Source organism: Pseudalkalibacillus sp. Hm43, from assembly GCF_051842935.1.
In the GTDB taxonomy this organism is placed as follows: domain Bacteria; phylum Bacillota; class Bacilli; order Bacillales; family Fictibacillaceae; genus Pseudalkalibacillus.
Genome location: NZ_JBPXRR010000001.1, coordinates 2,723,804 through 2,745,571 on the forward strand (window position 1 = coordinate 2,723,804; position 21,768 = coordinate 2,745,571).

23 protein-coding genes are annotated in these 21,768 nt (G+C 41.6%); all 23 read right to left on the reverse strand.

From position 1 onward, the window contains the following. Positions 1–39 precede the first annotated feature (39 nt). Positions 40–936: a permease-like cell division protein FtsX gene (gene ftsX / locus ACSVDE_RS14295; RefSeq protein ID WP_439301538.1), complete on the reverse strand. Its 897-nt coding sequence runs from the start codon at positions 934–936 to the stop codon at positions 40–42. Then, positions 902–1,612: a cell division ATP-binding protein FtsE gene (ftsE, locus tag ACSVDE_RS14300; protein ID WP_439301539.1), complete on the reverse strand. Its 711-nt coding sequence runs from the start codon at positions 1,610–1,612 to the stop codon at positions 902–904. The genes ftsX and ftsE overlap by 35 nt, the downstream gene beginning before the upstream one ends. 536 nt (positions 1,613–2,148) lie before the next feature. Next, complete coding sequence (locus ACSVDE_RS14305; protein WP_439301540.1) at positions 2,149–2,892, reverse strand: DUF4166 domain-containing protein; 744 nt, start codon at positions 2,890–2,892, stop codon at positions 2,149–2,151. Further along, on the reverse strand, positions 2,850–3,239 hold the full coding sequence (locus ACSVDE_RS14310) for a thiol-disulfide oxidoreductase DCC family protein (protein ID WP_439301541.1): 390 nt from the start codon (positions 3,237–3,239) through the stop codon (positions 2,850–2,852). Before ACSVDE_RS14310 ends, ACSVDE_RS14305 begins: the two co-directional genes overlap by 43 nt. A 79-nt stretch (positions 3,240–3,318) precedes the next feature. Beyond that, entirely contained in the window at positions 3,319–3,954 is a 636-nt protein-coding gene (locus ACSVDE_RS14315; RefSeq protein ID WP_439301542.1) for a collagen-like triple helix repeat-containing protein, read from the reverse strand. Positions 3,955–4,080: 126 nt separating this feature from the next. Beyond that, positions 4,081–4,938, reverse strand: a complete 858-nt coding sequence (locus ACSVDE_RS14320) for a YitT family protein (protein WP_439302014.1) — start codon at positions 4,936–4,938, stop codon at positions 4,081–4,083. A 280-nt stretch (positions 4,939–5,218) separates the two neighbouring features. Further along, positions 5,219–6,320 (reverse strand): peptide chain release factor 2 gene (gene prfB / locus ACSVDE_RS14325; RefSeq protein ID WP_439301543.1). Its coding sequence is split into 2 segments (ribosomal slippage): positions 5,219–6,247 and positions 6,249–6,320, totalling 1,101 coding nucleotides; the frame shifts between segments, so codons are not numbered across the junction. Between the two features lie 208 nt (positions 6,321–6,528). Continuing rightward, positions 6,529–9,036, reverse strand: coding sequence for a preprotein translocase subunit SecA (secA, locus tag ACSVDE_RS14330; RefSeq protein WP_439301544.1), 2,508 nt, complete (start codon positions 9,034–9,036; stop codon positions 6,529–6,531). Positions 9,037–9,229: 193 nt separating this feature from the next. Further along, positions 9,230–9,805, reverse strand: coding sequence for a ribosome hibernation-promoting factor, HPF/YfiA family (gene hpf, locus ACSVDE_RS14335; protein ID WP_439301545.1), 576 nt, complete (start codon positions 9,803–9,805; stop codon positions 9,230–9,232). 535 nt (positions 9,806–10,340) lie between these two features. Continuing rightward, on the reverse strand, positions 10,341–10,538 hold the full coding sequence (gene cspD / locus ACSVDE_RS14340; protein WP_236336607.1) for a cold-shock protein CspD: 198 nt from the start codon (positions 10,536–10,538) through the stop codon (positions 10,341–10,343). 158 nt (positions 10,539–10,696) lie between these two features. Then, a complete protein-coding gene (gene pcp / locus ACSVDE_RS14345) occupies positions 10,697–11,299 on the reverse strand; it encodes a pyroglutamyl-peptidase I (RefSeq protein WP_439301546.1) in 603 nt (200 codons plus the stop codon). Positions 11,300–11,384: 85 nt separating this feature from the next. Continuing rightward, complete coding sequence (locus ACSVDE_RS14350; protein ID WP_439301547.1) at positions 11,385–11,771, reverse strand: hypothetical protein; 387 nt, start codon at positions 11,769–11,771, stop codon at positions 11,385–11,387. Positions 11,772–11,780: 9 nt separating this feature from the next. Then, a complete protein-coding gene (locus tag ACSVDE_RS14355) occupies positions 11,781–12,131 on the reverse strand; it encodes a hypothetical protein (protein ID WP_439301548.1) in 351 nt (116 codons plus the stop codon). Then, entirely contained in the window at positions 12,132–12,530 is a 399-nt protein-coding gene (gene fliS, locus ACSVDE_RS14360) for a flagellar export chaperone FliS (RefSeq protein ID WP_439301549.1), read from the reverse strand. Positions 12,531–12,563: 33 nt separating this feature from the next. Further along, a complete protein-coding gene (locus ACSVDE_RS14365) occupies positions 12,564–14,165 on the reverse strand; it encodes a flagellar hook-associated protein 2 (RefSeq protein WP_439301550.1) in 1,602 nt (533 codons plus the stop codon). Positions 14,166–14,177: 12 nt separating this feature from the next. Beyond that, positions 14,178–14,528 (reverse strand): flagellar protein FlaG, encoded by a 351-nt coding sequence (flaG, locus tag ACSVDE_RS14370; protein ID WP_439301551.1) that lies wholly within the window; start codon positions 14,526–14,528, stop codon positions 14,178–14,180. 294 nt (positions 14,529–14,822) lie between these two features. Beyond that, complete coding sequence (locus ACSVDE_RS14375; protein WP_439301552.1) at positions 14,823–16,487, reverse strand: tetratricopeptide repeat-containing glycosyltransferase family 2 protein; 1,665 nt, start codon at positions 16,485–16,487, stop codon at positions 14,823–14,825. 538 nt (positions 16,488–17,025) lie between these two features. Beyond that, on the reverse strand, positions 17,026–17,895 hold the full coding sequence (gene hag / locus ACSVDE_RS14380; protein WP_439301553.1) for a flagellin Hag: 870 nt from the start codon (positions 17,893–17,895) through the stop codon (positions 17,026–17,028). A gap of 141 nt (positions 17,896–18,036) precedes the next feature. After that, a complete protein-coding gene (gene csrA, locus ACSVDE_RS14385; RefSeq protein ID WP_439301554.1) occupies positions 18,037–18,267 on the reverse strand; it encodes a carbon storage regulator CsrA in 231 nt (76 codons plus the stop codon). Between the two features lies 1 nt (position 18,268). Then, positions 18,269–18,724 (reverse strand): flagellar assembly protein FliW, encoded by a 456-nt coding sequence (gene fliW, locus ACSVDE_RS14390; protein WP_439301555.1) that lies wholly within the window; start codon positions 18,722–18,724, stop codon positions 18,269–18,271. 22 nt (positions 18,725–18,746) lie between these two features. Continuing rightward, positions 18,747–19,298 (reverse strand): DUF6470 family protein, encoded by a 552-nt coding sequence (locus ACSVDE_RS14395; protein WP_439301556.1) that lies wholly within the window; start codon positions 19,296–19,298, stop codon positions 18,747–18,749. Between the two features lie 46 nt (positions 19,299–19,344). After that, positions 19,345–20,220: a flagellar hook-associated protein FlgL gene (gene flgL, locus ACSVDE_RS14400; RefSeq protein ID WP_439301557.1), complete on the reverse strand. Its 876-nt coding sequence runs from the start codon at positions 20,218–20,220 to the stop codon at positions 19,345–19,347. Positions 20,221–20,228: 8 nt separating this feature from the next. Further along, a complete protein-coding gene (flgK, locus tag ACSVDE_RS14405; protein WP_439301558.1) occupies positions 20,229–21,752 on the reverse strand; it encodes a flagellar hook-associated protein FlgK in 1,524 nt (507 codons plus the stop codon). Positions 21,753–21,768: the final 16 nt, after the last annotated feature.

The window sequence follows — 21,768 nt, forward strand, 5'->3', positions numbered from 1 at the left end:
GCTTTGCTGGACATTTCTCTTAATCGATCAATTTACCTATTAAACTTTCAGGAACTTGCGGACAGATGTCAAGCTGCCCCAAACACCGATGAATGCTCCAATAACGACGAGCAATCCGGCTAGCTGGAACATGAGTGGATAAACCGGTAAAAGCTGAATGAAAACCGTCTTCAGATTCATGCTTACCGCTTCATACACGAATTGATAGCCGAGAATCAACAATCCAATCGGAACGAGCGATCCCAATATCCCCAAGAGTAATCCTTCCACAAAGAAAGGTCCTCGGATGAAGGAGTTTGTCGCTCCTACCAATTTCATTATTTCAATCTCTTTACCTCTCGTCACAATCGTGATCTTGATTGTATTGGCAATCAAGAACATTGCTGTGAAGAGGAGACCTACAATCAAGATGAGCCCGATATTACGAGCAGCATCGGTAACTTTAAACAGTTTCTCGACCGTGCCTTTTCCATATTCGACCTTCGTTACACTCTGCATGCCCTCAATCTTCTCAGCGACAACTGGCGTATCTTGAGGTTTTTCCGTTTTCACGGAGAATGCATCCGGAAGAGGATTTTCACTTTTCAGTGATTCGAAGACTTTTCCTTCATCACCTAAACTATTGATTAGATCTTTCAGCCCTTCATCCTTCGGTACGAATTGGACATTGCTTACGCGATCGATACTGCTGAGATTTTCTTCAATTTGTGCGTACTTATCTTCCTTTATCGTCTTGTCCAGGTATACTCTGATTTCAACATCATCTTCAATCTGTGAAGCGACCGAGTTGATGTTCAGGAGTAGTACAAGGAATACTCCGACGAGTAAAAGTGTAACCGTTACGGCACTGACAGATGCGAAAGACATCCATCCGTTACGTCCAAGGTTCTTGAATCCTTCTTTAATATGACGAGATTGGGTCCGTATGATCCTCATACCCGTAGACACCTCTCTTCTCGTCACGTACGATTCGTCCACCTTCAATGGCGATAACACGCTTCTTAATTGTGTTTACAATCTCTTTATTGTGGGTAGCCATAACTACAGTGGTTCCACGATTCGAGATTTCTTCGAAAACTTCCATAATGCCCCATGCTGTTTCCGGATCCAAGTTACCGGTAGGCTCGTCCGCAATCACGACGGCCGGCTTATTGACGATGGAGCGGGCAATGGAAACACGCTGCTGCTCTCCTCCGGAAAGTTCATCTGGAAGAAACCGCGCTTTGTTCTTGAGACCTACGAGCTCAAGTGTTTCCATGACTTGTCTCCTTACGACTTTCGGAGACTCCTCGATAACCTCGAGAGCAAACGCGACATTTTCATAGACAGATAGTTTCGATAACAGTTTAAAGTCCTGGAAGACTACCCCAATTTGGCGTCTCAAGTAAGGAATATGACGTTCCTTCACTTTCGTTAAACTCTTGCCATTTATAATAATATTGCCTTTCGTCGGCTTTTCCTGACGGTACATACATTTAATGAATGTTGATTTCCCCGCACCACTCGGACCGACTACATAGACAAAGTCACCCTTTTCAATATGGACGTCTATCCCGTTCAGTGCCATTACACCATTTGGGTAAGTTTTCCATACATCGATCATTTCGATCAAACTTCATCACACCCTATGTAGTTTCTTTTGCTGTCAAATCTTAGTAGTGTTTTTTCTATCTCTAATCTGTTTATCTATTTCAAAGTATTCTAGTATAAATAGTTAGCATTGAATTGCACAATTAATTATAACATCTCGTTTCGTCAAAAAAACCCAAAATCATATTACATTTCTGTTTCAAAATATGACGAAGCGAGTAATGGACTGAGATTTGGCACTAAATATTATTCGACAAACTTTTTGCTTTGTTGTACCTTTCTACAATACTTCATAAAATCCTGCAAAGAAATAGTCAAGAAGTACAAAATTTTCTATTAACGGTAAACAGATCTTACTATAGTGGTATTGATACTGTTGGTAAAATAAGTATGGGTAGGATGTCACTGGAAGAGGTCAACCGCTACTTTCGATTCACTGTTTATATCGGAAGCGAGTTCATTTTAGTTTAGTAGCGATTTTTCGACACAGATTTCTGGTCGTTGTGGTCGTGAACCATTGGAATGTTATCGTAGGAAATGAAAGCAAGGGAAAAACACTTATCCTTTAGCATCATATTTTTTAGGATAAGCGTATTGGGGAATATCTGGGGACCGGAACGGAACCTTTTCCATCTCAAAGGTCCCTCGATAACGGAACACTGTCCCCAGGACAGCATTGTTGACGGTGATATCCACCTTATAATGATCAGCCGTGTCATCATACTCTTCATGGACGATCCCTTTTACCATGAGGCCAGATGGCACCGAAAGGCGTTTGTTCCCTACATAAAAGTACTGCTTGGACGTACTTAGGATGAGGCCGCCTGACTCGGTCACTTTCAGATCGATTCCGACTGGCGTTGCTTGGACGTTTCCCAGATAGTCCATGATTTCATTGAATCGGTTGCTGTACACCATCGTGGAGTCGAAGCGACGATCCACTTTATCAAAATGAAAGGTACGAATCCAGGACAGCGTCTCACGATCTATCGGATCTTTGAAAGCGTAGATCTCCAGATCAAATGGAATGTCTCTCCCTCTTTCCGGAAAAATGAGATGGCGGTCGGTACCGAATTTTTTTACGGGCTTCACAACCCATGATGGTCCGGAAATCTCCTCCATCACGCCTTTGCAGAAAATCGCCTCCTGATCTTCCGTAGAGATGTTGAACTTCTCCTGAATTTTAGGGTGAAGCTTATTGAAATCCGATCCTAACGCGTTTTCGTAAAAAGATGGCATCTCCACTTGTCCTCTCTCTTTTATAGAAATCGACTCTTCATATCCGGTGTCGGTATCATACATTCTTCCCTTTTTCCGAACCACTTGTAACGGTTTCGAGCAATAAATGTATAGATGGCATCTCTGAGCGGCTTTGGAATGATGAGTAAGGTTGTCGCTAGTTTCCATGGTCCTTTCAAGCGACGGCATACTCGCAAAGCTGCGCTCGAGTGTTGATACGCCTTGCCGTTCCGAATAAGCACGAACGATTCCAACGTGTTCGGTAGATTGTGCTTTTGAACGTAACAATGTCCGATTTCACTTTGCAGAGGTGCGAATTTGTAATGACCGGACGGGTCCCGCTTGATGATGAATTGAACCGCCCCGTTGCACATATTGCACTCCCCATCAAACAACAGAATGTCACTCATATTAGCCACCCCTTTCTCTACCTTTATTATATCACCTAAAAGTGGGCATTAAAAAAACCCTAGCTTTCATAGCCAAGGTTTAAAATATACGACCAGTTTCAAAATGAGTGAAACGGTTCCCTATAATCGTTGTCACGCTACGGCTGGATGACTGGAGCTGGATTTGAATGGTTTCTCCAGCATTCAAACGGATAATGGTACATCCTTGAACTTTATCTGTCGTTCCTGGGTTGGAAACAGCAAGATCCAAGTCTGTTACAGCCGCTCCGCTATTGCTGGTGAGGATCAATCGAACATTCGTCGGTGCTTGTCCTCCACCTGTAGCCACTGTATATTCTACACTGGAACACACCGAGTAAGTCGCGGTTTGTGGTGCAGTATACGTGGAAGTTGCAGGATTATATCCATTGCTCATATCAAAAACTTCTGTTTCAAATGTGATCGTTGTTGGTGTATTCGTACCAGGTACGATTTGCGCTACTGAATCAAATGCTCGAAAGGCAATTTCTGTTGGAGTAGGTCCCGGTGGCCCTTGCTCCCCTTGTGGACCCTGAGGACCTGGATCACCTTGTGGCCCCTGAGATCCTTGTTCACCTTGAGGTCCTGGAGGTCCTTCTGGCCCAGGTGGTCCGGGTGGTCCTTCACCCTTTTGTATGATTACACAACACCCATTACCGGGTGTACACCCATAGCAATTACAATGCTTTCTTTTCATATCTACACATCCTAATAATCTCGTAATGGTGTATTATATGACAAGCCTAATCACGAATCGTAAGCATTCACCTATATACAGTAAAAATTAGGCTAAATAAAAAGCTCCCGAAATGGGAGCTTTCCTTTATTGACTGAATCCTTCACCTAAAACTTCGTGGGCATTGACGATGATGACAAAGGCGTTTGGATCCACTTTTTTCACGTGTTGTTTCAATCGGGTCACTTCAAATTGTTCCACGACACACATAAGCATCGGACGCTCGTGATCGGTGAATCCACCTGTCGCTTTAATGCGCGTCACACCACGGTCGATTTCTTTGAAGATTTCATCCCGCACTTCGTCCTCATGCTGCGTAATGATGTACGCCATCTTAGAATAACCGAGTCCCATCTGTACAACGTCGATCGTTTTTGCCGTCAAGAACATACCGATCATCGCATAGAGCGCTTGTTCAATAGAGAAAACGAACGCCGAAGCCGTTACGATTGCACCATCGATGGATAGAACGCAAAGACCTAGGGAGATTCCTGTATATTTGTGGACGATTTGAGCCGCTAGGTCGATTCCACCCGTTGAAGCTTTTCCGCGGAACACGATCCCGAGTCCTAAACCGACCCCGAGACCTCCGAACAATGCCCCTAGCAAAGGATCGTTCGTAACCGGTTCTGCCCCCTCCGATAAGAAGACGACGAATGGTAAAAACAGCGTTCCGATCAGCGTTTTCACCCCGAAGTTTTTCCCAAGGATGACCACGCCTGCTATGAACAATGGAATATTCAACGACCACTGGACGATCGAAGGCATCCATCCAAATAAATTTTTCAAAATCAAACTGATCCCGACAACACCGCCTGAAGCGATATTGTTCGGTGCTAGAAACAAGTTGAATGCTAACGCGACAAAAGCGGAACCGATCAAAACGAATAGATAATCGAGTGCCGTCAGAACTTTAGGATTTACTTTATTGCGTCGAACTGCCATCATCATGTCGTACCACTCACTTTATGTAAAAGGAAATTTTGGTAGTGTTATAACCTTAAAAAGTATATCACTACCTCGTGATTAAGTAAATTTTCCGATTATTAGCACTAGTTTGTCTATAAAGTCAAGTGGCACAAGGGATGAGAGTTTTGTTTCAGAGTGTGTTCGACATCTTTTACGAATCGTCAATCAAACGTTTGATTGGCACTGCATCATCACTGTAAAACTGCGGCAAAAACAACGGGGACAACGTTTTTCCGCTGTCCCCGGTTTCACACGATTATTTAATTCTAGAACGAAGATAAGCGTCGATGAATGGGTCGATTTCGCCATCCATGACCGCGTTGATGTTTCCGATTTCCACATTCGTACGGTGATCCTTCGCCATACTGTATGGATGGAAAACGTAAGAACGAATCTGGCTTCCCCAGCCGATTTCTTTCTGCTCACCACGGATTTCATTGAGCTCGGCTTGCTGCTCTTCAATCTTCTTCTGATAGAGCTTCGCTTTCAACATCTTCATTGCACGTTCACGGTTTTTGATCTGAGAACGCTCAGTTTGACATGACACAATCGTGTTCGTAGGAACGTGTGTCATACGAACCGCCGAGTCAGTCGTGTTGACGTGCTGACCACCAGCTCCACTAGCACGATACGTGTCCACCTTGATTTCATCCGGCTTCAATTCGATTTCGATATCATCGCTTAACTCAGGCATAACCTCACAAGAAACGAAGGACGTATGACGACGACCAGATGAGTCAAATGGCGAAATTCGCACGAGACGATGAACACCTTTCTCCGCTTTCAAGTATCCATAAGCATTGTGCCCTTTGATTGATAGGGTCACACTCTTCACGCCGGCTTCGTCACCAGGTAAGTAGTCGAGCGTTTCGACCTTGAACCCTTTATTTTCCGCCCAACGCGTATACATTCGTAAAAGCATAGAAGCCCAATCCTGGGACTCTGTTCCACCGGCACCTGGATGGAGCTCAAGAATCGCATTGTTCTTATCATGCGGTTCACTGAGAAGAAGCGTCAGCTCGAAATCTCCCATCTGTTTCGAGAGTTCCTTCAATTCGCCTTCCAGCTCACTTTGTAAGTCCGCGTCTTCCTCTTCTTTTACAAGCTCATAGGAAACTTCAAGGTTTTCAAACGTTTCCTGAAGCTCACGGAATTCGTTGACCACTTCTTTCAAACCATTCACTTCGCCGATGACCGTTTGCGCCGTATCCTGGTTATCCCAAAAATCCGGCTCTGTCATCTGTTGTTCCAATTCAGCAATACGAGCCTCTTTATGATCTAAGTCAAAGAGACCCCCTAAAATCTTCTATTCGCTTCTGCATCGCAGATAACTCTTGCTTAATCTCCACTAATTCCATAATCGTACTCCTCCTTGTTTAGGAAGTACCAGGCACTGATTCGCAACCGTTGATACAGCAGCGATTAGAATCAGTGCCTGACACCATTTCAAAACCGTTGGTATGACTGACTTCCTCGAGCGTACCTGGCACCGTAGGAAGAAAGTCACGTTAAAGTGAAAAGAAAACTTGGCAGGGCCAAGCCTTCTTTAAGGTAAATCACTATACGTTACGCACCGTGACAGTGCTTATATTTCTTTCCGCTTCCGCAAGGACATGGTTCATTTCGCCCCACATCACTTTGCCTACGGACTGGCTTTTTCTTTTGTTGTTCTTGCGCTTTCGGATCGACCGCTTTTCCTTCGGCGACTTTTTCACGCTGCAGGTTCTGCTCCACTTGCGCCTTCATGACGTAAGTCGCAACTTCCTCTTCAATCGCTTCAACCATCGCTTCAAACATTTGGAATCCTTCGAACTGATACTCACGCAACGGATCATTCTGACCATAGGCACGCAAGTGAATACCTTGACGAAGCTGATCCATCGCATCGATGTGATCCATCCATTTACGGTCGACAGAGCGAAGCACGATGACTTTTTCAAATTCACGCATTTGTTCCCGCTCAAGCTTAGACTCTTTACGGTCGTACTCTTCCTTCACTTTTGCCATGAACACATCGATGATCTCTTCGCGCTCTTTACCTTTGATGTCCTTGACCGTCACTTCCCCTTCATGCAAGAACGTCGCGTTAGCATAATCGAGGATTGCTTGAAGGTCCCAATCTTCCTGAACCTCTTCTTCCGGTGTGTGCGCTTCAACAATGCGCTCGACCGTCGACTTGATCATGCGCTCGACGATTTCACGAAGGTTATCTGACTCAAGCACTTCAGCACGTTGCGCATAAATGATTTCACGCTGTTGACGCATAACATCATCGTATTGCAGCAACTGCTTACGAGCGTCATAGTTATGACCTTCCACTCGTTTTTGCGCCGTCTCAACCGCTTTGGTAACCATTTTACTTTCTAACGGCTGGTCTTCTTCCATACCAAGGCGGTCCATCATCGCACGCATGTTATCTGAAGCGAATCGACGCATCAATTCGTCTTCCATTGAAATATAAAATTGAGAGGAACCTGGGTCCCCTTGACGTCCGGAACGTCCACGGAGCTGGTTATCGATACGACGGGATTCGTGACGCTCAGTACCGACGATATGAAGACCACCAAGATCCAGAACACCTTCACCAAGCTTGATGTCCGTACCACGACCAGCCATGTTTGTTGCAATCGTAACGGCACCTTTTTGACCGGCATCTTCGATGATCTGTGCCTCACGACCGTGGTTCTTCGCGTTCAATACGTTATGTGGGACGCCTTTTTTCTTCAGTAAAGTTGCGATCAATTCAGATGTTTCAACTGCAACCGTACCAACAAGAACAGGTTGTCCTTTTCGATGACGCTCAGCCACATCGTTTACAACCGCACGAAACTTCCCTTCTTGCGTCTTATAAATGTGGTCCGGATTATCCAGTCGCGCAATCGGCCTGTTCGTCGGAATGACGATAACATCCATGTTGTAAATGTTACGGAATTCCTCTTCTTCCGTTTTCGCCGTACCGGTCATACCGGCAAGCTTGTTGTACATACGGAAGTAGTTCTGGAATGTGATTGTGGCAAGTGTCATCGACTCACGCTGAATTTGAAGCCCTTCTTTCGCCTCAATCGCCTGGTGAAGTCCATCACTGTAACGACGACCTGCCATCAAACGACCCGTAAATGGATCGACGATGACAACCTCGCCTTCTTGCACGACGTAATCTGTATCACGATGCATAATCACATGCGCCTTCAACGCCTGGTTGATGTGATGGTTGATTGACACGTTGGAAATATCAAACAAGTTCTCTACGTTGAAGAACTTCTCGGCTTTGGACATACCTTCTTCCGTCAGCTGAACGTTCTTCGTTTTGATATCAAACGTGTAATCTTCATCAAGTTTTAACTGATGAATGAATTGGTTTGCAATTCGGTAAAGCTCAGTCGATTTCGCGGAGTTCCCCGAAATGATCAACGGTGTACGTGCTTCGTCAATCAGAATCGAGTCGACCTCATCGACGATCGCATAGTTCAACGGACGCTGAACCATTTCTTCTTTATACAGAACCATGTTGTCACGGAGATAGTCGAACCCAAGCTCATTGTTCGTCGCATACGTAATATCCGCACTGTACGCTTCTTTCTTCTCCTCTTTCGAAAGACCCGTGACGTTCAACCCGACTGTCAAACCAAGATAGTTATACAGTTGGCCCATTTCTTCAGCATCACGCGCAGCCAAGTATTCGTTGACCGTGACGACGTGTACGCCTTTTCCTGTCAGGGCATTCAAATAGACCGGCATAGTGGCGACTAGCGTCTTACCTTCACCGGTTTTCATTTCAGATATATTTCCTTCGTGCAACGAAACCGCACCCATGATCTGAACCGGGTATGGTCGTAGCCCAAGCACACGCGTCGCCGCTTCACGTACGACTGCGAACGCTTCAATTAGAATATCATCTAGCGTCTCGCCGTTTTCCAGACGGGACTTGAATTCTTCTGTCTTCGCCTTCAATTGCTCATGTGACAAAGCTTCCATTTCTGGTCCTAGCGCTTCAACCTCGTCCGCATACTTCTGAAGACGGCCGATTTGACGCTCGTTACCAGTAGGGAAAATCTTCTTTAACATTCCGATCATGAAGTCAGCACCTCTATTTGCAAAATCAATATGATTTTTGAAAATTCTTCTAACTATAGTCCATGCTTTATTTTAACAGTTTGCAAGAGGAAGGACAAGAATTCAAGGGATAACCGCCCCGCAGAAGTGCTTCTTTTTTCCATGTAAAAAGGGCGCGGTCTTATCGACCGCACCCAAGTGCATTTTCATTCGTCTATTCGATGTCCGGAGCAATCAGCCCGTACTTTCCATCCTTACGTTTGTACACGACGTTCGTTTCTCCAGATTCCGCATGTGAGAATACAAAGAAATTGTGTCCTAGCATATCCATTTGCAGGATCGCCTCTTGTGTATCCATCGGTTTCAAATCGAATCGCTTGTTACGCACCACCGGGAATTCTTCCTCATCCTCTTCTTCTTGCACAAGAGTCGTAGTAGCAGGTGCTGCACTTCCGTTACCATTTGCGAAGGCGAACTTAATCGCGCCGCCCTGGCGGAATTTACGATTCACTTTCGTTTTGTGCTTTCGGATTTGTCTTTCCAATTTCTCAACCACTAAGTCAATCGCAGCATACATGTCATCGTGAGACTCCTCAGCTCGTAACAACAGGCCAGGCATCGGAATCGTCACTTCCACCAGCTGCTCATTATTGAACACCTTTAGGTTGATGTAAACATCAGAGTTTGGAGTACCATCAAAATAACGCTCCAGCTTACTTACCTTTTTTTCGGAGTAGTTCCTTAATGCAGGTGTTACCTCAATATTATCTCCACGAATGTTAAAGTTCATGAAAGACTCCTCCTTTCGGTGTTAATATATATTTCGCTATACCCCTTAACAATTCCTTCATAAACATAAAAGAAAATCAAAAATTCTGACAATATTTTTAACTTTCTAGTAAAGTAGTGGAAAACGGGCAAAAACAGCGAAATATATAAGGAAACACGCGGTTTACATGCCGAAGTTCCGGCATGTTACAGAGATTATTCGACAAACTAGTGTCCAAACTGTAGAGGTCTTTCGGAGGATATATGAAGGGATTGTAAATGAGCATAAGGTACGCCGATAGATCAAAATTATGTGTGAATTGGAGCTGGTCTTGTAGGCTTGCGGCGTTATTCTGTCCAATTTCGGAATAATTCTGACCAAATCGGAAGTTATTCTTCCCACTTTCGGATTTATTCTGCCTAACTCCAATTTAATTCTGCCCAATTCCAAATTAATTCTGTACAACTAACCTCAAATGGGCAAAACAAAACCCGCTCCTCTGAACGAGAAGCGGGAGGGCTTGCTATTAATTCAAATTCTCAAAAAGGAATGTGAATTAAAGCTTTGTTACGTTTGATGCTTGAGGTCCACGGTTGCCTTCTACAACTTCAAACTCAACGTCTTGACCTTCTTCAAGAGTTTTGAAGCCTTCAGACTCGATAGCAGAATAGTGTACAAATACGTCGTCTTGACCTTCAACTTCGATGAATCCGAAGCCCTTCTCTGCATTGAACCATTTTACTTTACCTTGCATGTAATTCACATTCCTTTCGTATTGAAAAAATCATGTGGAAATTTCCACAATAAAAGTATACAATGTGACAAGCTTTAGAGTCAACTTTCCAAAAATGATTAGTAAAAAGTTACTAAATGTCAGACAAGCTTAGCTAGGACGCACATACACCAAGGGTATTAATTCACCATTCTAATGCACACTTCAACCGCTTCTTGGATGGTTTTAAGAGGCCAGCAAGAAAGTCTCCCATCTTGTGTCCCAAGTTCAAAAGAAGCAGGAACATGGATGAACCCAGCTGGAAATTCCCCACCTCTTTTTTCCAATTCATGAAGTACGGAATACATGACATTGTTACACAAATATGTCCCCGCTGTATTCGAAATCTCAGCTGGTATTCCCTCTTCTAACAAAGCGTTGACCATCTCCCTAATCGGTAACATTGAAAAATAGGCTGCGGGGCCACCTTCAATTATTGGTTGATCAACAGGTACCCGACCGGAATTGTCCTTCACACCGTCATTCACGTTAATCGCTACACGTTCTGGTGTTATTTTATTACGACCAGCCGCTAAACCCAGGGCAATGACTGCATCTGGCTCTAGTTCATCAACTAAGTTCAATAACTTGGGCGAAGCTTGCTCATAATCTACAGGCAACACATGCCCAATAATCTCAAACGCTCCAATGGTTTTCCCATCCAATTCTTTTACAATCATTTCAGTCGGATTCATCTTATGATCCAAGAACGGCTCAAAGCCGGTAAGCAGTAACTTTTTCATGATTCTCTCCTTTCTATGTAAAAAGGATTCCATCTACAACTCATAATGTCCTGCTCCAAATAAAAAAGCCTGGGTCACACCAGACTTAATGCTGCAAATATGGTTTGAACTCGGACTCAATCAGAACCTTCCATGATAGAAATGCCGGCATCAGCTTCGTTAGAACGATTCGTTTTTTCTCATCCGCATCTTCAAAGTTCTGTTCCAATTCTTTTACAATATCAATGATGGAACTGAACATCCCAATTTCTTGTTCCACGGCCTTTTCCCCATTAAACACATCCAAGATAATCTTGTTCGCTCCCTCAATTTGAGAAAACGCGAGGAATACATCCCCAAGAATTCGGTCTCCGGCCATGACTGCATCCTCTTGGTACCGACCTTCAATATAGTTGAATCCTTCCTCAATCACCTGCAGCAAATCCACATACTGACTGATCACTTCAAATTGCTTTTGTTCCATTTGAATCATATTTAAAACCTACTTCCGTTTATCAAAAAACATACCATCTGCACGATTGGACTGATATGGATTTGAATACTTCGTATTGTTTGTCCGCTTCACTCTGATCTTCATCATTTGTGACTTGATCTGTTTCATCTGTTCGTCGAGATAGGGTTGAATCAGCTTGTTGATTTCCACAAGCTGTTCACCCAGCTCTTTTTCCTCATCTGTATAATCCCCTGACAACCGCTCAATCAGCTTTTGACGATAGTCCATATAGGCATTCAGTTCGTCCAGATAGTCTTCTGGCTCTTCCTCCGGCAGCCCTTTTTGAACATGGTCGTAAAGCTTTTCTGTCTGTTCCAACAATTCCTGTACGTGACTCATTTAAGCTTGGCCACCCATCCCATAGTTTGCCTTACGGTTCTGCTGGATGACTTCCTTCCAAGTATCACGGAATTCCGTCGTCAGCCCTTCCACTTCTTCAATGATTGTCACATCATTTTTCACATTCGCATCGATCAGACGACGATTCATGTAATCGTAAAGCTGCAGCATCTGATTTCCAACTGGGACATCCGTGTTCAAGGTCACCATCAGCTCTTGAATGATTTTCTGAGCCTTCTGCAAGTTGGTGTTTTTATCTTGAACATTTCCTGTTTCAATCGCTGTTTTCGCCTGTTTTAAAAATTTCAAGCAACCATTATATAGCATTAACGTCAATTCACCTGGAGACGCCGTTCCGACAGAATTTTGTTGGTATGTCTGATAAGCATTAAGAGACATGGTAATACAAACAACTCCTTATTTTAATGCGGTTTACATGCCGCCGCCGAATTGATTCATCAAGAACATGGACTGTTGATTCATGCGGCTGATCGCCTTTTCCATCGCCGTAAACTGACTCCAATACCGATCCTCGATGTCGATAAGGCGACGCTCGAAGTCTGTAATTCGAGTATCCAGATCTGATAAGTTCCGGCCGATCGTGAACTGGGCATTCGTTTTCAGCGAGTTCCCTGCTTTCACCTCAACCTTATCCATCGTCTGATCAATCGAGTCACGAAGACGGCGAGCAATTCCCTTTTCACTATTGGTCGCACCATCACTCATGAACAACTGGTAGATAGCATCCGGGTCATCCTGGATAGCAGCACGCAGTTTATCCTCAGTGATGATCAGTTTTCCACGATCTAAATAGTTGGACGAAGTCTTGATTCCAATTTCAGCAAGCTGGTCGTACTTCGTATTTACGTTTGCACCTGTCACTTGAGAGTAAAGGTCGGTCCGCATGCTGTTCAAGCCACCGTTAAGGATCGAATCACTCTTCAGCATTCCGCTGCGAGCCTTCTCTTCCCAAAGCTCCACTTCACGCTCAGAAAGATCTTCCTTCTGTTTATCTGTAAGTGGACGATAATCCCGGAAACGCTCTTCTTTCAACTCGCCATTAATCTTTTCAATCGTCTCATTATACTTATCGACGAACTTAACGATCTTATCAAGAATCGTATCCGTATCCTGTGAAACAGAAATGTTCGCTGAACCTGTTTGATTTAAACTATAGGTGACATCGTTGATGGTGAAATTATTCGTCTTACGGGTTGTGGCAAAACCGTTGTAGGTAAAAGACGCATCTTGTCCAACAGTTTTGATAGCTGCATCACTACCATCCACCACACCATCCCCGTTGGAGTCTCCTAACTCCCTACCAGTTGTTGCATTTGTGAATCCTAGCGAACTGAAAAACTCCGCAGTCTTCGTGTCACCAGATCCATCATCCGTAATACTGAGTTTAGCCCCGCTACCTGTATTTTTCATGGTAAGGACAACTTTGTTAGTTGCTTCATCATAAAAGGCAGAGACACCCAATGAGGTGTGGGAATTGATTTTAGACATCACATCATTGATAGAGTCCGTAGAAGGATCAATATCTAGAGTAATGTCGCTTGCAGCTGATTCACCAGGTTTCATCACACTTAATTTCAATGTGAATGGTGTATCAAACTTGCTCCCATTATTAAACGTAATCGTATCTAAATTATCATCTCCGGAAACGGGTTGCCCGCCATTGTCTGTTACCAGAGTTGCTGAATTATACATTGCCGCCTTTGCAAGATTCGTTACATTAATAGTCGTGTTCGTTGCTGCAGCATTATTCCCAGCCTTAGCTGTTACTGCAGTAGGGTTAGAACTTGAAGTTGATTTGGTCAAATAAGTACTTTGACGAAAAACTCCATCAAAAATGTGCTGATCTAATTCTTTTAACAGCTTGTTCATCTCGCGGTAGTCATCGCGTTTCCATTCAAGAAGCTGCTTATCTTGATTCATCTTGTCTAGTGGCATACGCTCTGCCTTCATTAGATCACTAACTATTTGATCAATGTCCATTCCACTGGCTAGACCACCAATTCGCATGTCCATCTACTATCACCTCTAAATCTTCTTGTCTACAACAATTCCCACAAGTTCAGCCATCGCCGCATACATGTCTAAGAATTTCCGATCAGGAATTTCTCTGATGACCTCCTTAGACTTATCATCTATTACCTGTACATAGTATTCTTCTGATTGTTCATGGAGTTGAAACCTTAAAGAGGTATGAGTTGGAACCAAAAACTCGTTCATGCTTTCTACCTTTTCTTGCAAGACTTCTTTTGGAATTTTAGTATCTTCTGCAACAGTTTTTTGATTTTGGTTTTTATTAGCCTTTTGATACTTAAGATCTACAATCTTGCTAAGAGAAGGTAAATCTGTCGTTATTTTCCCCGCATTCCCTACGCTCATAACCGCTCCTCCATCACTTCTTTTCTTTACCTTTTTTATCGGTAAAAAGTGAATAAACCTTAAGATATTTTACGTCATTATTATAAGTGTGAAAGAAATTCGATAAGAGTAGCTATTATACTTGTTCCACTTACAAATAATAACTACTTATTAAGTACTGCCGATTTCATGTATTATTCCATATCGAAATACTCCATTTTTGATGATTTTACTTCCATAAAAATAACCCTAATCAATAATGATTTGGGTTATTTTATTTACGTTTTCTTTTTACTTTTATTAAAACCAAAAAAACTAATTAGCTAGTGAATGTAATTTGTACATCCTTAATTCTTTCTTTAGCTTTCTTCTTCCATCAACACTAAGATGTCTCATCTTATTTTCAAGCGATTTAATTATTTTGAGGTGATTAATAACCAAAGATTGCTTGTAAATTACACTAAATAATTCTTCTTCAAAAGAGGTTAGCTTTTTACTTTTCGTCCCGTACAGTACATTCAACAAATTTTTAATGTTTAAGTCTGATTTTACATTCGATAAAATCTTCTTAAAGTAATTGTCATCAGTGTTTAGAACAAGAATAATGTAATCAACGATATTAAATAAGCCAGTTGAAAGTATCGAACTATGTTCATCAATACTTATTAATTTCAATCGGTGTTCGACTTCAATAAACTTATCTTCAAGGATTAGATTTTTTAATATTAATGATTCTTTTTCTATAGATGAAAGAGAAGGATCCTCTAGAAAAGACTTTGTAAGTTTTTGAACTTCCAAGTTAGGAACCTTTAATAATATTCTCATACCTCTTAAAGTATTTATGGTACTCCTATTTAAACAGTTACTATTAATAAATTTAATCAAGTCTTCCAGTGATACATTATGGGATAGTAGGTTAATTAGTCTCATCCAAATATAATCATCTGAATCATTAACAGATAAAGATTTAGAATAATGATGAACAGCTAGCTGCAGGTTTCCTTCCTTCTCATATAATTCACCAAGATGTTTATGTGGCAAATACTCTAAATAATCAATACTATAATCCGCCCTCAGATCATTCCTTTTTCGGATAATCTCATTAAAAATTGATATCGCTTCTGATTCTGCTCCTATTTCTGAAAGTAACGTTCCTTTCAAAAATTTAAAATCAACCGTGTATGGATAAACTTTTTCAACCGATTTAACTATTTCTAAAGCTTCATTATAATCCCCAGTAATATGTAAGCATTTAACCAATCTCACTAATAGTTTTTGTATCCAATCTATGCTCAAATCCTTTTTTAACCGGTAACCTTTTTTATAATTCGATATTGCTTTATCAATATCTCCTGTCGAAGAATACTCATTTCCTAAATAATAATAGTCTATAGGATCTTTTGATTTCTTTTGTTCTAACAACCTAAGATTTCTTTCTGATTTCCCTTTTTCAATTACTACGTTTTTCATATAACCAGAATGAAATATTTGTAGTTCAGCTATTCCTCTCTTTTCATTATTACTCTGATGTTTTAACTCTTCGTGTATATTACGATAATATCTAATACTCCCATCATTCTTATAAACACGCTCGTGATTGTTTAAAACTGTACTTTTTCCGTTCTCTCCTACAAAGTTAACGATTTGTACAGACAAGATATTATCTGAAGTTCCTAATTTAAGACTGGATTTGAATTGCTCAAAACTAGTTCTGTCTACAAATTCATCAGCATCAAGTACAAAAATCCAATCTCCTGTTGCTTTAGATGCTGCATAATTACGAGCATCAGAAAAGTTATCATTCCACTTAAATTCGTAAAACGAATCAGTAAATTCTAATGCGATTTCTCTTGTCTTATCAGTAGATCCTGTATCAACTATTATTAATTCATCCACAATTCCAACAATAGATTCCAAGCATCTTTTTAACACTTTTTCTTCATCTTTTACTATTAAGCATGCTGATAAAAATGTATTCATATCGTACCACCTTATATATGATTTGAAATAATATTCAAACTCACCTCTACACCTTCTTACCTATTTATATTATCGACAAATATTATATGAATTTGAGAACTTATACACATCTGTAGCTAGGAAAAAGTTGATCAATATAAAAATGGTCGCCTCAAATGAGACGACCATTCTTTTAAAATTAACGAAGAAGTTGAAGAACTCCTTGTGGTTGTTGGTTGGCTTGCTTCGCCGCTATGTCTTTCGATCATAGAATAGACTATATCTTCACCCAAATTGGGGCTGGGCACTTCGAATGGAATTTCCCACCCTACGAAATTCATCATCATAGCCTTATGGCCTTAGATGGTCTTTTCTAGTCGTTGAACCTTCTCCACTCTTTCGAGCCAGGAGCTTGGCTGCTGATTATCCAATCTCACTCATTTTCATACCTTCACGCTTGTCGTTTCCAACTACGTTGTGGTTGAGTCAGCTTTAGGAAGTTCCAGCAATTCACCCAGTTATCTTCTTATCCGTTACCAGATAAGACGCCCTTCAATAGTTACCTAAGTAGTTGTAATACTCCCTGAGGTATGCTATTGGATTGAGCTAGCATCGCTTGTGCTGCTTGTGCAAGAATTGAATTCTTGGTTTGTGCCATCATTTCTTTTGCCATATCTACGTCACGGATACGAGATTCTGCAGCAGTTAAGTTTTCAGAAGATGTTCCAAGGTTGTTGATTGTGTGCTCTAAACGGTTTTGGTTCGCACCTAATTTAGCACGCTCATCGGAAACTGTTTGGATTGCAGTGTCAATTGTAGAAATTGCTGCAGTAGCAGTTGCAGCGTCAGTAGAGATATCAATACCACCATTTACTGTTGCATCTCCTCCAGTTACAGCAGCTGTACCTGTCCCATCATCTACACCTAAACTAGCAGCATCCATTGCACCAATTGAAATGGTTAGTTGTTGAGAATCATTGGCACCGATTTGGAAATCCAATGACGCTGCCCCAACACCATCAATTAGTGTTTTTGTATTGAATTCTGTTTGGTTAGAGATACGAGTTACTTCTTTAGCTAATTCATCTACTTCATTTTGTAGAGCTGTACGATCTTCTGCAGTATTAGTATCGTTGGAAGATTGAACTGCTAATTCACGCATACGTTGAAGGATTGAATGCGTTTCATTCAAAGCACCTTCAGCAGTTTGAATTAATGAAATACCATCTTGTGAGTTACGAGATGCTTGCTCAAGTCCACGAACTTGTCCACGCATTTTTTCAGAGATTGCAAGACCAGCTGCATCGTCTCCAGCACGGTTGATACGAAGACCAGATGAAAGCTTTTCCATAGACTTTGATTGCATGTTGTTTGCATTTCCTAATTGACGATACGTATTAAGAGCTGCAATGTTGTGATTAATTCTCATTATAAAATTCCTCCTTGAATTGTCCGAACCACGTCCATGTGGTTTGATTTTGACAAAAACAAACATTCATGTCGGCCGACCATGATGGCTGTTTTTGCTTACATTTCTATTATCGACATCACATAAACTCTCTTTAATAGTTTATTTAGATTTTTTTACTGATTTTAACGTCTCAAGTAAATCGGATGGGGCTTGACTAGCTTTACTATTTTCATCCTGTATGGATAAATAAATTTCCTTCCTATGTATATCGATATGTTTTGGAGCATTGACTCCCAACTTTACTTGATCACCATCAATTCCAAGGACTTTTATTTCGATGTCCTCTCCTATTTGAATAGCTTCATTCGGTTTACGCGTCAAGACTAACATGTTAGCTCTCCCCCTTAATTGCACTTAAGGGTTCTTGTATTAATTTGTGTTTTGTATGATAGTTATCATCGTTCAGAACAACTTGCTTTCCTACTCGTTCTTCTACTTTAAGTACGATTGGAGCTTTCAAATTTGCTGTCGTGTTTTCAAATGGATCCTCAACGGTTAAAATGACAAATACCGCCACCTCTTTTTCATCTTTAATCTTAAGTTGACCCAAAACTCCTTCAGGAATCGTAAATTCATAATCTTTATAAAACATGAATGGATTTGCAATCACGAACGCTAAAGATGGAGTTCCAGTAGATTGCAAAATACTTAAAGGTGTTTCTTCATCTGCAAAGGGGATGATTACAAACTTTTTTTCATCAACAAATCCTGGTAAACCTTGCTCGAACGTAATAACTTCATTTCCTTCGACTTCAACTTCTCCAAAATATCTTGTTTCAATCAACATATTCTTCACCACACTCATTTTATTAGACAACATTTATTTTCAAAGAGTTTTCTTGTCTTAAATATACTTCTGTTTTCCCCGGTTGATAGATATGTTCAGGCTTCTTGGCAATAGTTTCAATAACAGGTTTGTTCGCTTTGATATCAATTTGCACCTCAGCTGGTTGGTAATGAATCTTCACACTCCCAGCTGAAGGAATCCACCCTATGTTCCATTCTTTCATTCCATCACCACTGTTGGTTCGCGCTTGCTCAGGTATCGGATGGCCACCATCTTCAATCTTCATAAGCTGGTCACCTTGTTGAGCTCGACGAGCAATACCTTCTAAGACACCACTACGACCGAGTTGAGCTGCCGCTCTCATACGAACGTTCACACTTTTCAGATCCATATCGTTCCATGCTTGAGTTTGATCTATCGTTAGGGATCCTTTTGTAGTATTAATCTTCAATTCAGCTTTCGGTTGTTGGATGGTTTGTTCAGCTTTGGGTTGTTTTATTTCCTGGATGGCATTTCTTGTTTTCAGCCCTATTAACGCAGGTTGAGATTGTATTTGTATTTGGGCTATCTTCATCTACTTCACCTCATTATCGAAAAAAAGCTATCTATCTAGATAGCTTTTATCGCAAAAAGTCCATTAAGGTTGGTTGAATAATTCTTGACCCTGCTGCTAGCGCTGCACGATGGATGCTTTCCTGGGTTTTCAAGTCAATGATGACCCGTTCCATATCGGCGTCTTCATTGTCAGAGAGGATACGATTCGCAATGACTTCTTGCTCAGCGACACGGTCTTGAATCATCTCAACGCGATTATATCGTGCACCAAGCTCAGCTCTTTCAGCGATTGAACTATCCGTATGAATGTCAATTTTTGAAAGATAGCTGTCTACGTTACTTCCGTTTCCACTCTTCAAATCAGAAACCAAGTCTCGAAGATCGTCAAACATTTGCTGTGAAAACACATTGGTTTGATCTATATTTGCTTTGATTTTAATTCCTTTTGTCACTTCTACATTGACTGGATTGGTATTAACTGGTGCTACAACCGTTCCATCAGTTGCTACTGGTGGATTTGTTGTATTCGTTCCATTAAAGATATATTTTCCACCGACTTTTGTATTTGCTACAGAAATCAAATGATCACGTAATTGATCAATTTCATCGCCAATCGCACTTCTTTGACCTTGCTCATAAGTACCGTTACTTGCTTGTACAGTCAGTTCTCGGATTCGATGTAATGCTTGCCCTGCCTCATCTAATGCTGCATCTGAGTTATCCATCCAGCTATACACTTCAGATAGATTACGTTTGAACTGTTCCACTTCCGTCAGGTCGGTGCGATATTCCATCCCTTTCATAGCGACTACAGGGTCATCAGAAGGCTTGGTAATCCGTTTTCCTGTAGACATCTGCTCTTGGTATTTCCCCATTCGTTCATAGCTTTGGCTTAGATTACGCAACATGTTTCCTGTCAGCATACTTTGTGTTACACGCATTTAGTTCACTACCTTCCTACCCGACCCATGCCGTTGATGATGCGGTCAAGCATTTCATCAATACTCGTAATATTACGAGCCGCCGCATTATAAGCGTGTTGAAATTGCATCATTTTCGTCATTTCTTCATCTAGAGACACACCGCTTACCGATTGACGACGTTCTTCTACGGATTGCTTTAATGTATTGGAGTTCTCGACCAGACGGTTCGCCTGTTGCGCACTAACCGCCATTTCACCTATAGCCCCTTCAAAATAACTTTGGAACGTTGCATTCCCAGTATTAAATGCTAGTGTTTGATCTTTTACATCCGCCAGATTTAGAGCATTACTTCCATCACCAGGATTTCCGTCCATTGAAGCTGCAATATTGCTTAATCCATTTGCCCCTGAAATATTGTTATCAAGTGTTAACTTGGATGCAGCACCAGCAAAAGTAGTAGCATCTACAGCTGATGTAAAGGCAAAAAAGTTACCACCATTAGCTCCGTTCAAATCATTACCAGCTTGATGTTGCGTATTGAATGCACTAACAAAACGATAAGCCATTTCATCTAGGTCCGCTAGCATATCTGGATAGATTCCCTTAACAGAACCTCCAGACTCAAAACCATGAGATTCGAGTAGTCCCTTTAGTTTCCCTTGGCCTAATTGGTCCAATGCACCTGTTGCACCACCTAGTGCAAACTGATCAAATTCTCCATTACCATCGCTATCAGTAATGGATAATCCGTTTGTAGAGAGTGTACTTCCATCCACTAGGTTGCCGATTGAATTACCATTCGAATCTAGTAATTCAACAGTATATTTTCCTTCTGCGATATCAAGTGCTTGTCCACCGCTACCAACTGCCGTTACCTTAACATTGGCAAGCTCTGACAAACGATCTACTAATCCATCTCGCTTGTCGTATAAGTCATTTGGCAAATAACCGTGTGGCTCTATTTCACTAATTTGACGGTTAATATCATTGATTTGCTCTGCGATTGAGTTGATTTCTTTTGTGGTCACATCAATTTGTGTTTTAAAATCATCACGAATAGAGTTTAAAGAAGTTGAAAGATAGTTAAACGTTTCAGCTAGGGCAACCCCACGCTGGCGAACGACTGAACGCGCTCCCGAGTCTTCTGGATTCACCACTAAATCTTGCAATGATTGCCAGAAGCGATCCATTGTTTTTGCCAACCCATGGTCAGAAGGTTCATTCATTACTTCTTCCATCTTTTGAAGTGCGTCACTTCGAGCAGACCAATAGCCAGACTTCGTGTTTTCACCTCGAAATTGTAGATCCAAGAAACTTTCACGCACACGTTGAACCGTCCCAGCCTCTACACCAGTACCCATCTGCCCGGGAACTTGAGGGCGGTTTCGGGCAGCTGCTGGATAAGGTTCCGTTTGTGAAAAATTGACTCGTTGTCTTGAATAACCAGGTGTACTTGCGTTAGAGATATTATGACCGGTTGTATTCAACGCACTTTGGTGCGTACGTAAACCTCTCAGTGATGTTTCAAGTCCGTGAAACGTAGATGACATTATTCAATGCCGCCTT

What these genes read in the sequence shown, in the direction of transcription:
- ACSVDE_RS14375 (WP_439301552.1), bottom strand. Translation starts at nt 16,487, where the DNA reads ATGAATACATTTTTATCAGCATGCTTAATAGTAAAAGATGAAGAAAAA.
- csrA (WP_439301554.1), bottom strand. Translation starts at nt 18,267, where the DNA reads ATGTTAGTCTTGACGCGTAAACCGAATGAAGCTATTCAAATAGGAGAG.
- ACSVDE_RS14305 (WP_439301540.1), bottom strand. Translation starts at nt 2,892, where the DNA reads ATGTATGATACCGACACCGGATATGAAGAGTCGATTTCTATAAAAGAG.
- flgL (WP_439301557.1), bottom strand. Translation starts at nt 20,220, where the DNA reads ATGCGTGTAACACAAAGTATGCTGACAGGAAACATGTTGCGTAATCTA.
- ACSVDE_RS14395 (WP_439301556.1), bottom strand. Translation starts at nt 19,298, where the DNA reads ATGAAGATAGCCCAAATACAAATACAATCTCAACCTGCGTTAATAGGG.
- fliW (WP_439301555.1), bottom strand. Translation starts at nt 18,724, where the DNA reads ATGTTGATTGAAACAAGATATTTTGGAGAAGTTGAAGTCGAAGGAAAT.
- secA (WP_439301544.1), bottom strand. Translation starts at nt 9,036, where the DNA reads ATGATCGGAATGTTAAAGAAGATTTTCCCTACTGGTAACGAGCGTCAA.
- flgK (WP_439301558.1), bottom strand. Translation starts at nt 21,752, where the DNA reads ATGTCATCTACGTTTCACGGACTTGAAACATCACTGAGAGGTTTACGT.
- ACSVDE_RS14365 (WP_439301550.1), bottom strand. Translation starts at nt 14,165, where the DNA reads ATGGACATGCGAATTGGTGGTCTAGCCAGTGGAATGGACATTGATCAA.
- ACSVDE_RS14310 (WP_439301541.1), bottom strand. Translation starts at nt 3,239, where the DNA reads ATGAGTGACATTCTGTTGTTTGATGGGGAGTGCAATATGTGCAACGGG.
- ACSVDE_RS14355 (WP_439301548.1), bottom strand. Translation starts at nt 12,131, where the DNA reads ATGAGTCACGTACAGGAATTGTTGGAACAGACAGAAAAGCTTTACGAC.
- ftsX (WP_439301538.1), bottom strand. Translation starts at nt 936, where the DNA reads ATGAGGATCATACGGACCCAATCTCGTCATATTAAAGAAGGATTCAAG.
- hag (WP_439301553.1), bottom strand. Translation starts at nt 17,895, where the DNA reads ATGAGAATTAATCACAACATTGCAGCTCTTAATACGTATCGTCAATTA.
- ACSVDE_RS14350 (WP_439301547.1), bottom strand. Translation starts at nt 11,771, where the DNA reads ATGATTCAAATGGAACAAAAGCAATTTGAAGTGATCAGTCAGTATGTG.
- hpf (WP_439301545.1), bottom strand. Translation starts at nt 9,805, where the DNA reads ATGAACTTTAACATTCGTGGAGATAATATTGAGGTAACACCTGCATTA.
- flaG (WP_439301551.1), bottom strand. Translation starts at nt 14,528, where the DNA reads ATGAGCGTAGGGAATGCGGGGAAAATAACGACAGATTTACCTTCTCTT.
- fliS (WP_439301549.1), bottom strand. Translation starts at nt 12,530, where the DNA reads ATGTCTCTTAATGCTTATCAGACATACCAACAAAATTCTGTCGGAACG.
- pcp (WP_439301546.1), bottom strand. Translation starts at nt 11,299, where the DNA reads ATGAAAAAGTTACTGCTTACCGGCTTTGAGCCGTTCTTGGATCATAAG.
- ACSVDE_RS14320 (WP_439302014.1), bottom strand. Translation starts at nt 4,938, where the DNA reads ATGGCAGTTCGACGCAATAAAGTAAATCCTAAAGTTCTGACGGCACTC.
- cspD (WP_236336607.1), bottom strand. Translation starts at nt 10,538, where the DNA reads ATGCAAGGTAAAGTAAAATGGTTCAATGCAGAGAAGGGCTTCGGATTC.
- ACSVDE_RS14315 (WP_439301542.1), bottom strand. Translation starts at nt 3,954, where the DNA reads ATGAAAAGAAAGCATTGTAATTGCTATGGGTGTACACCCGGTAATGGG.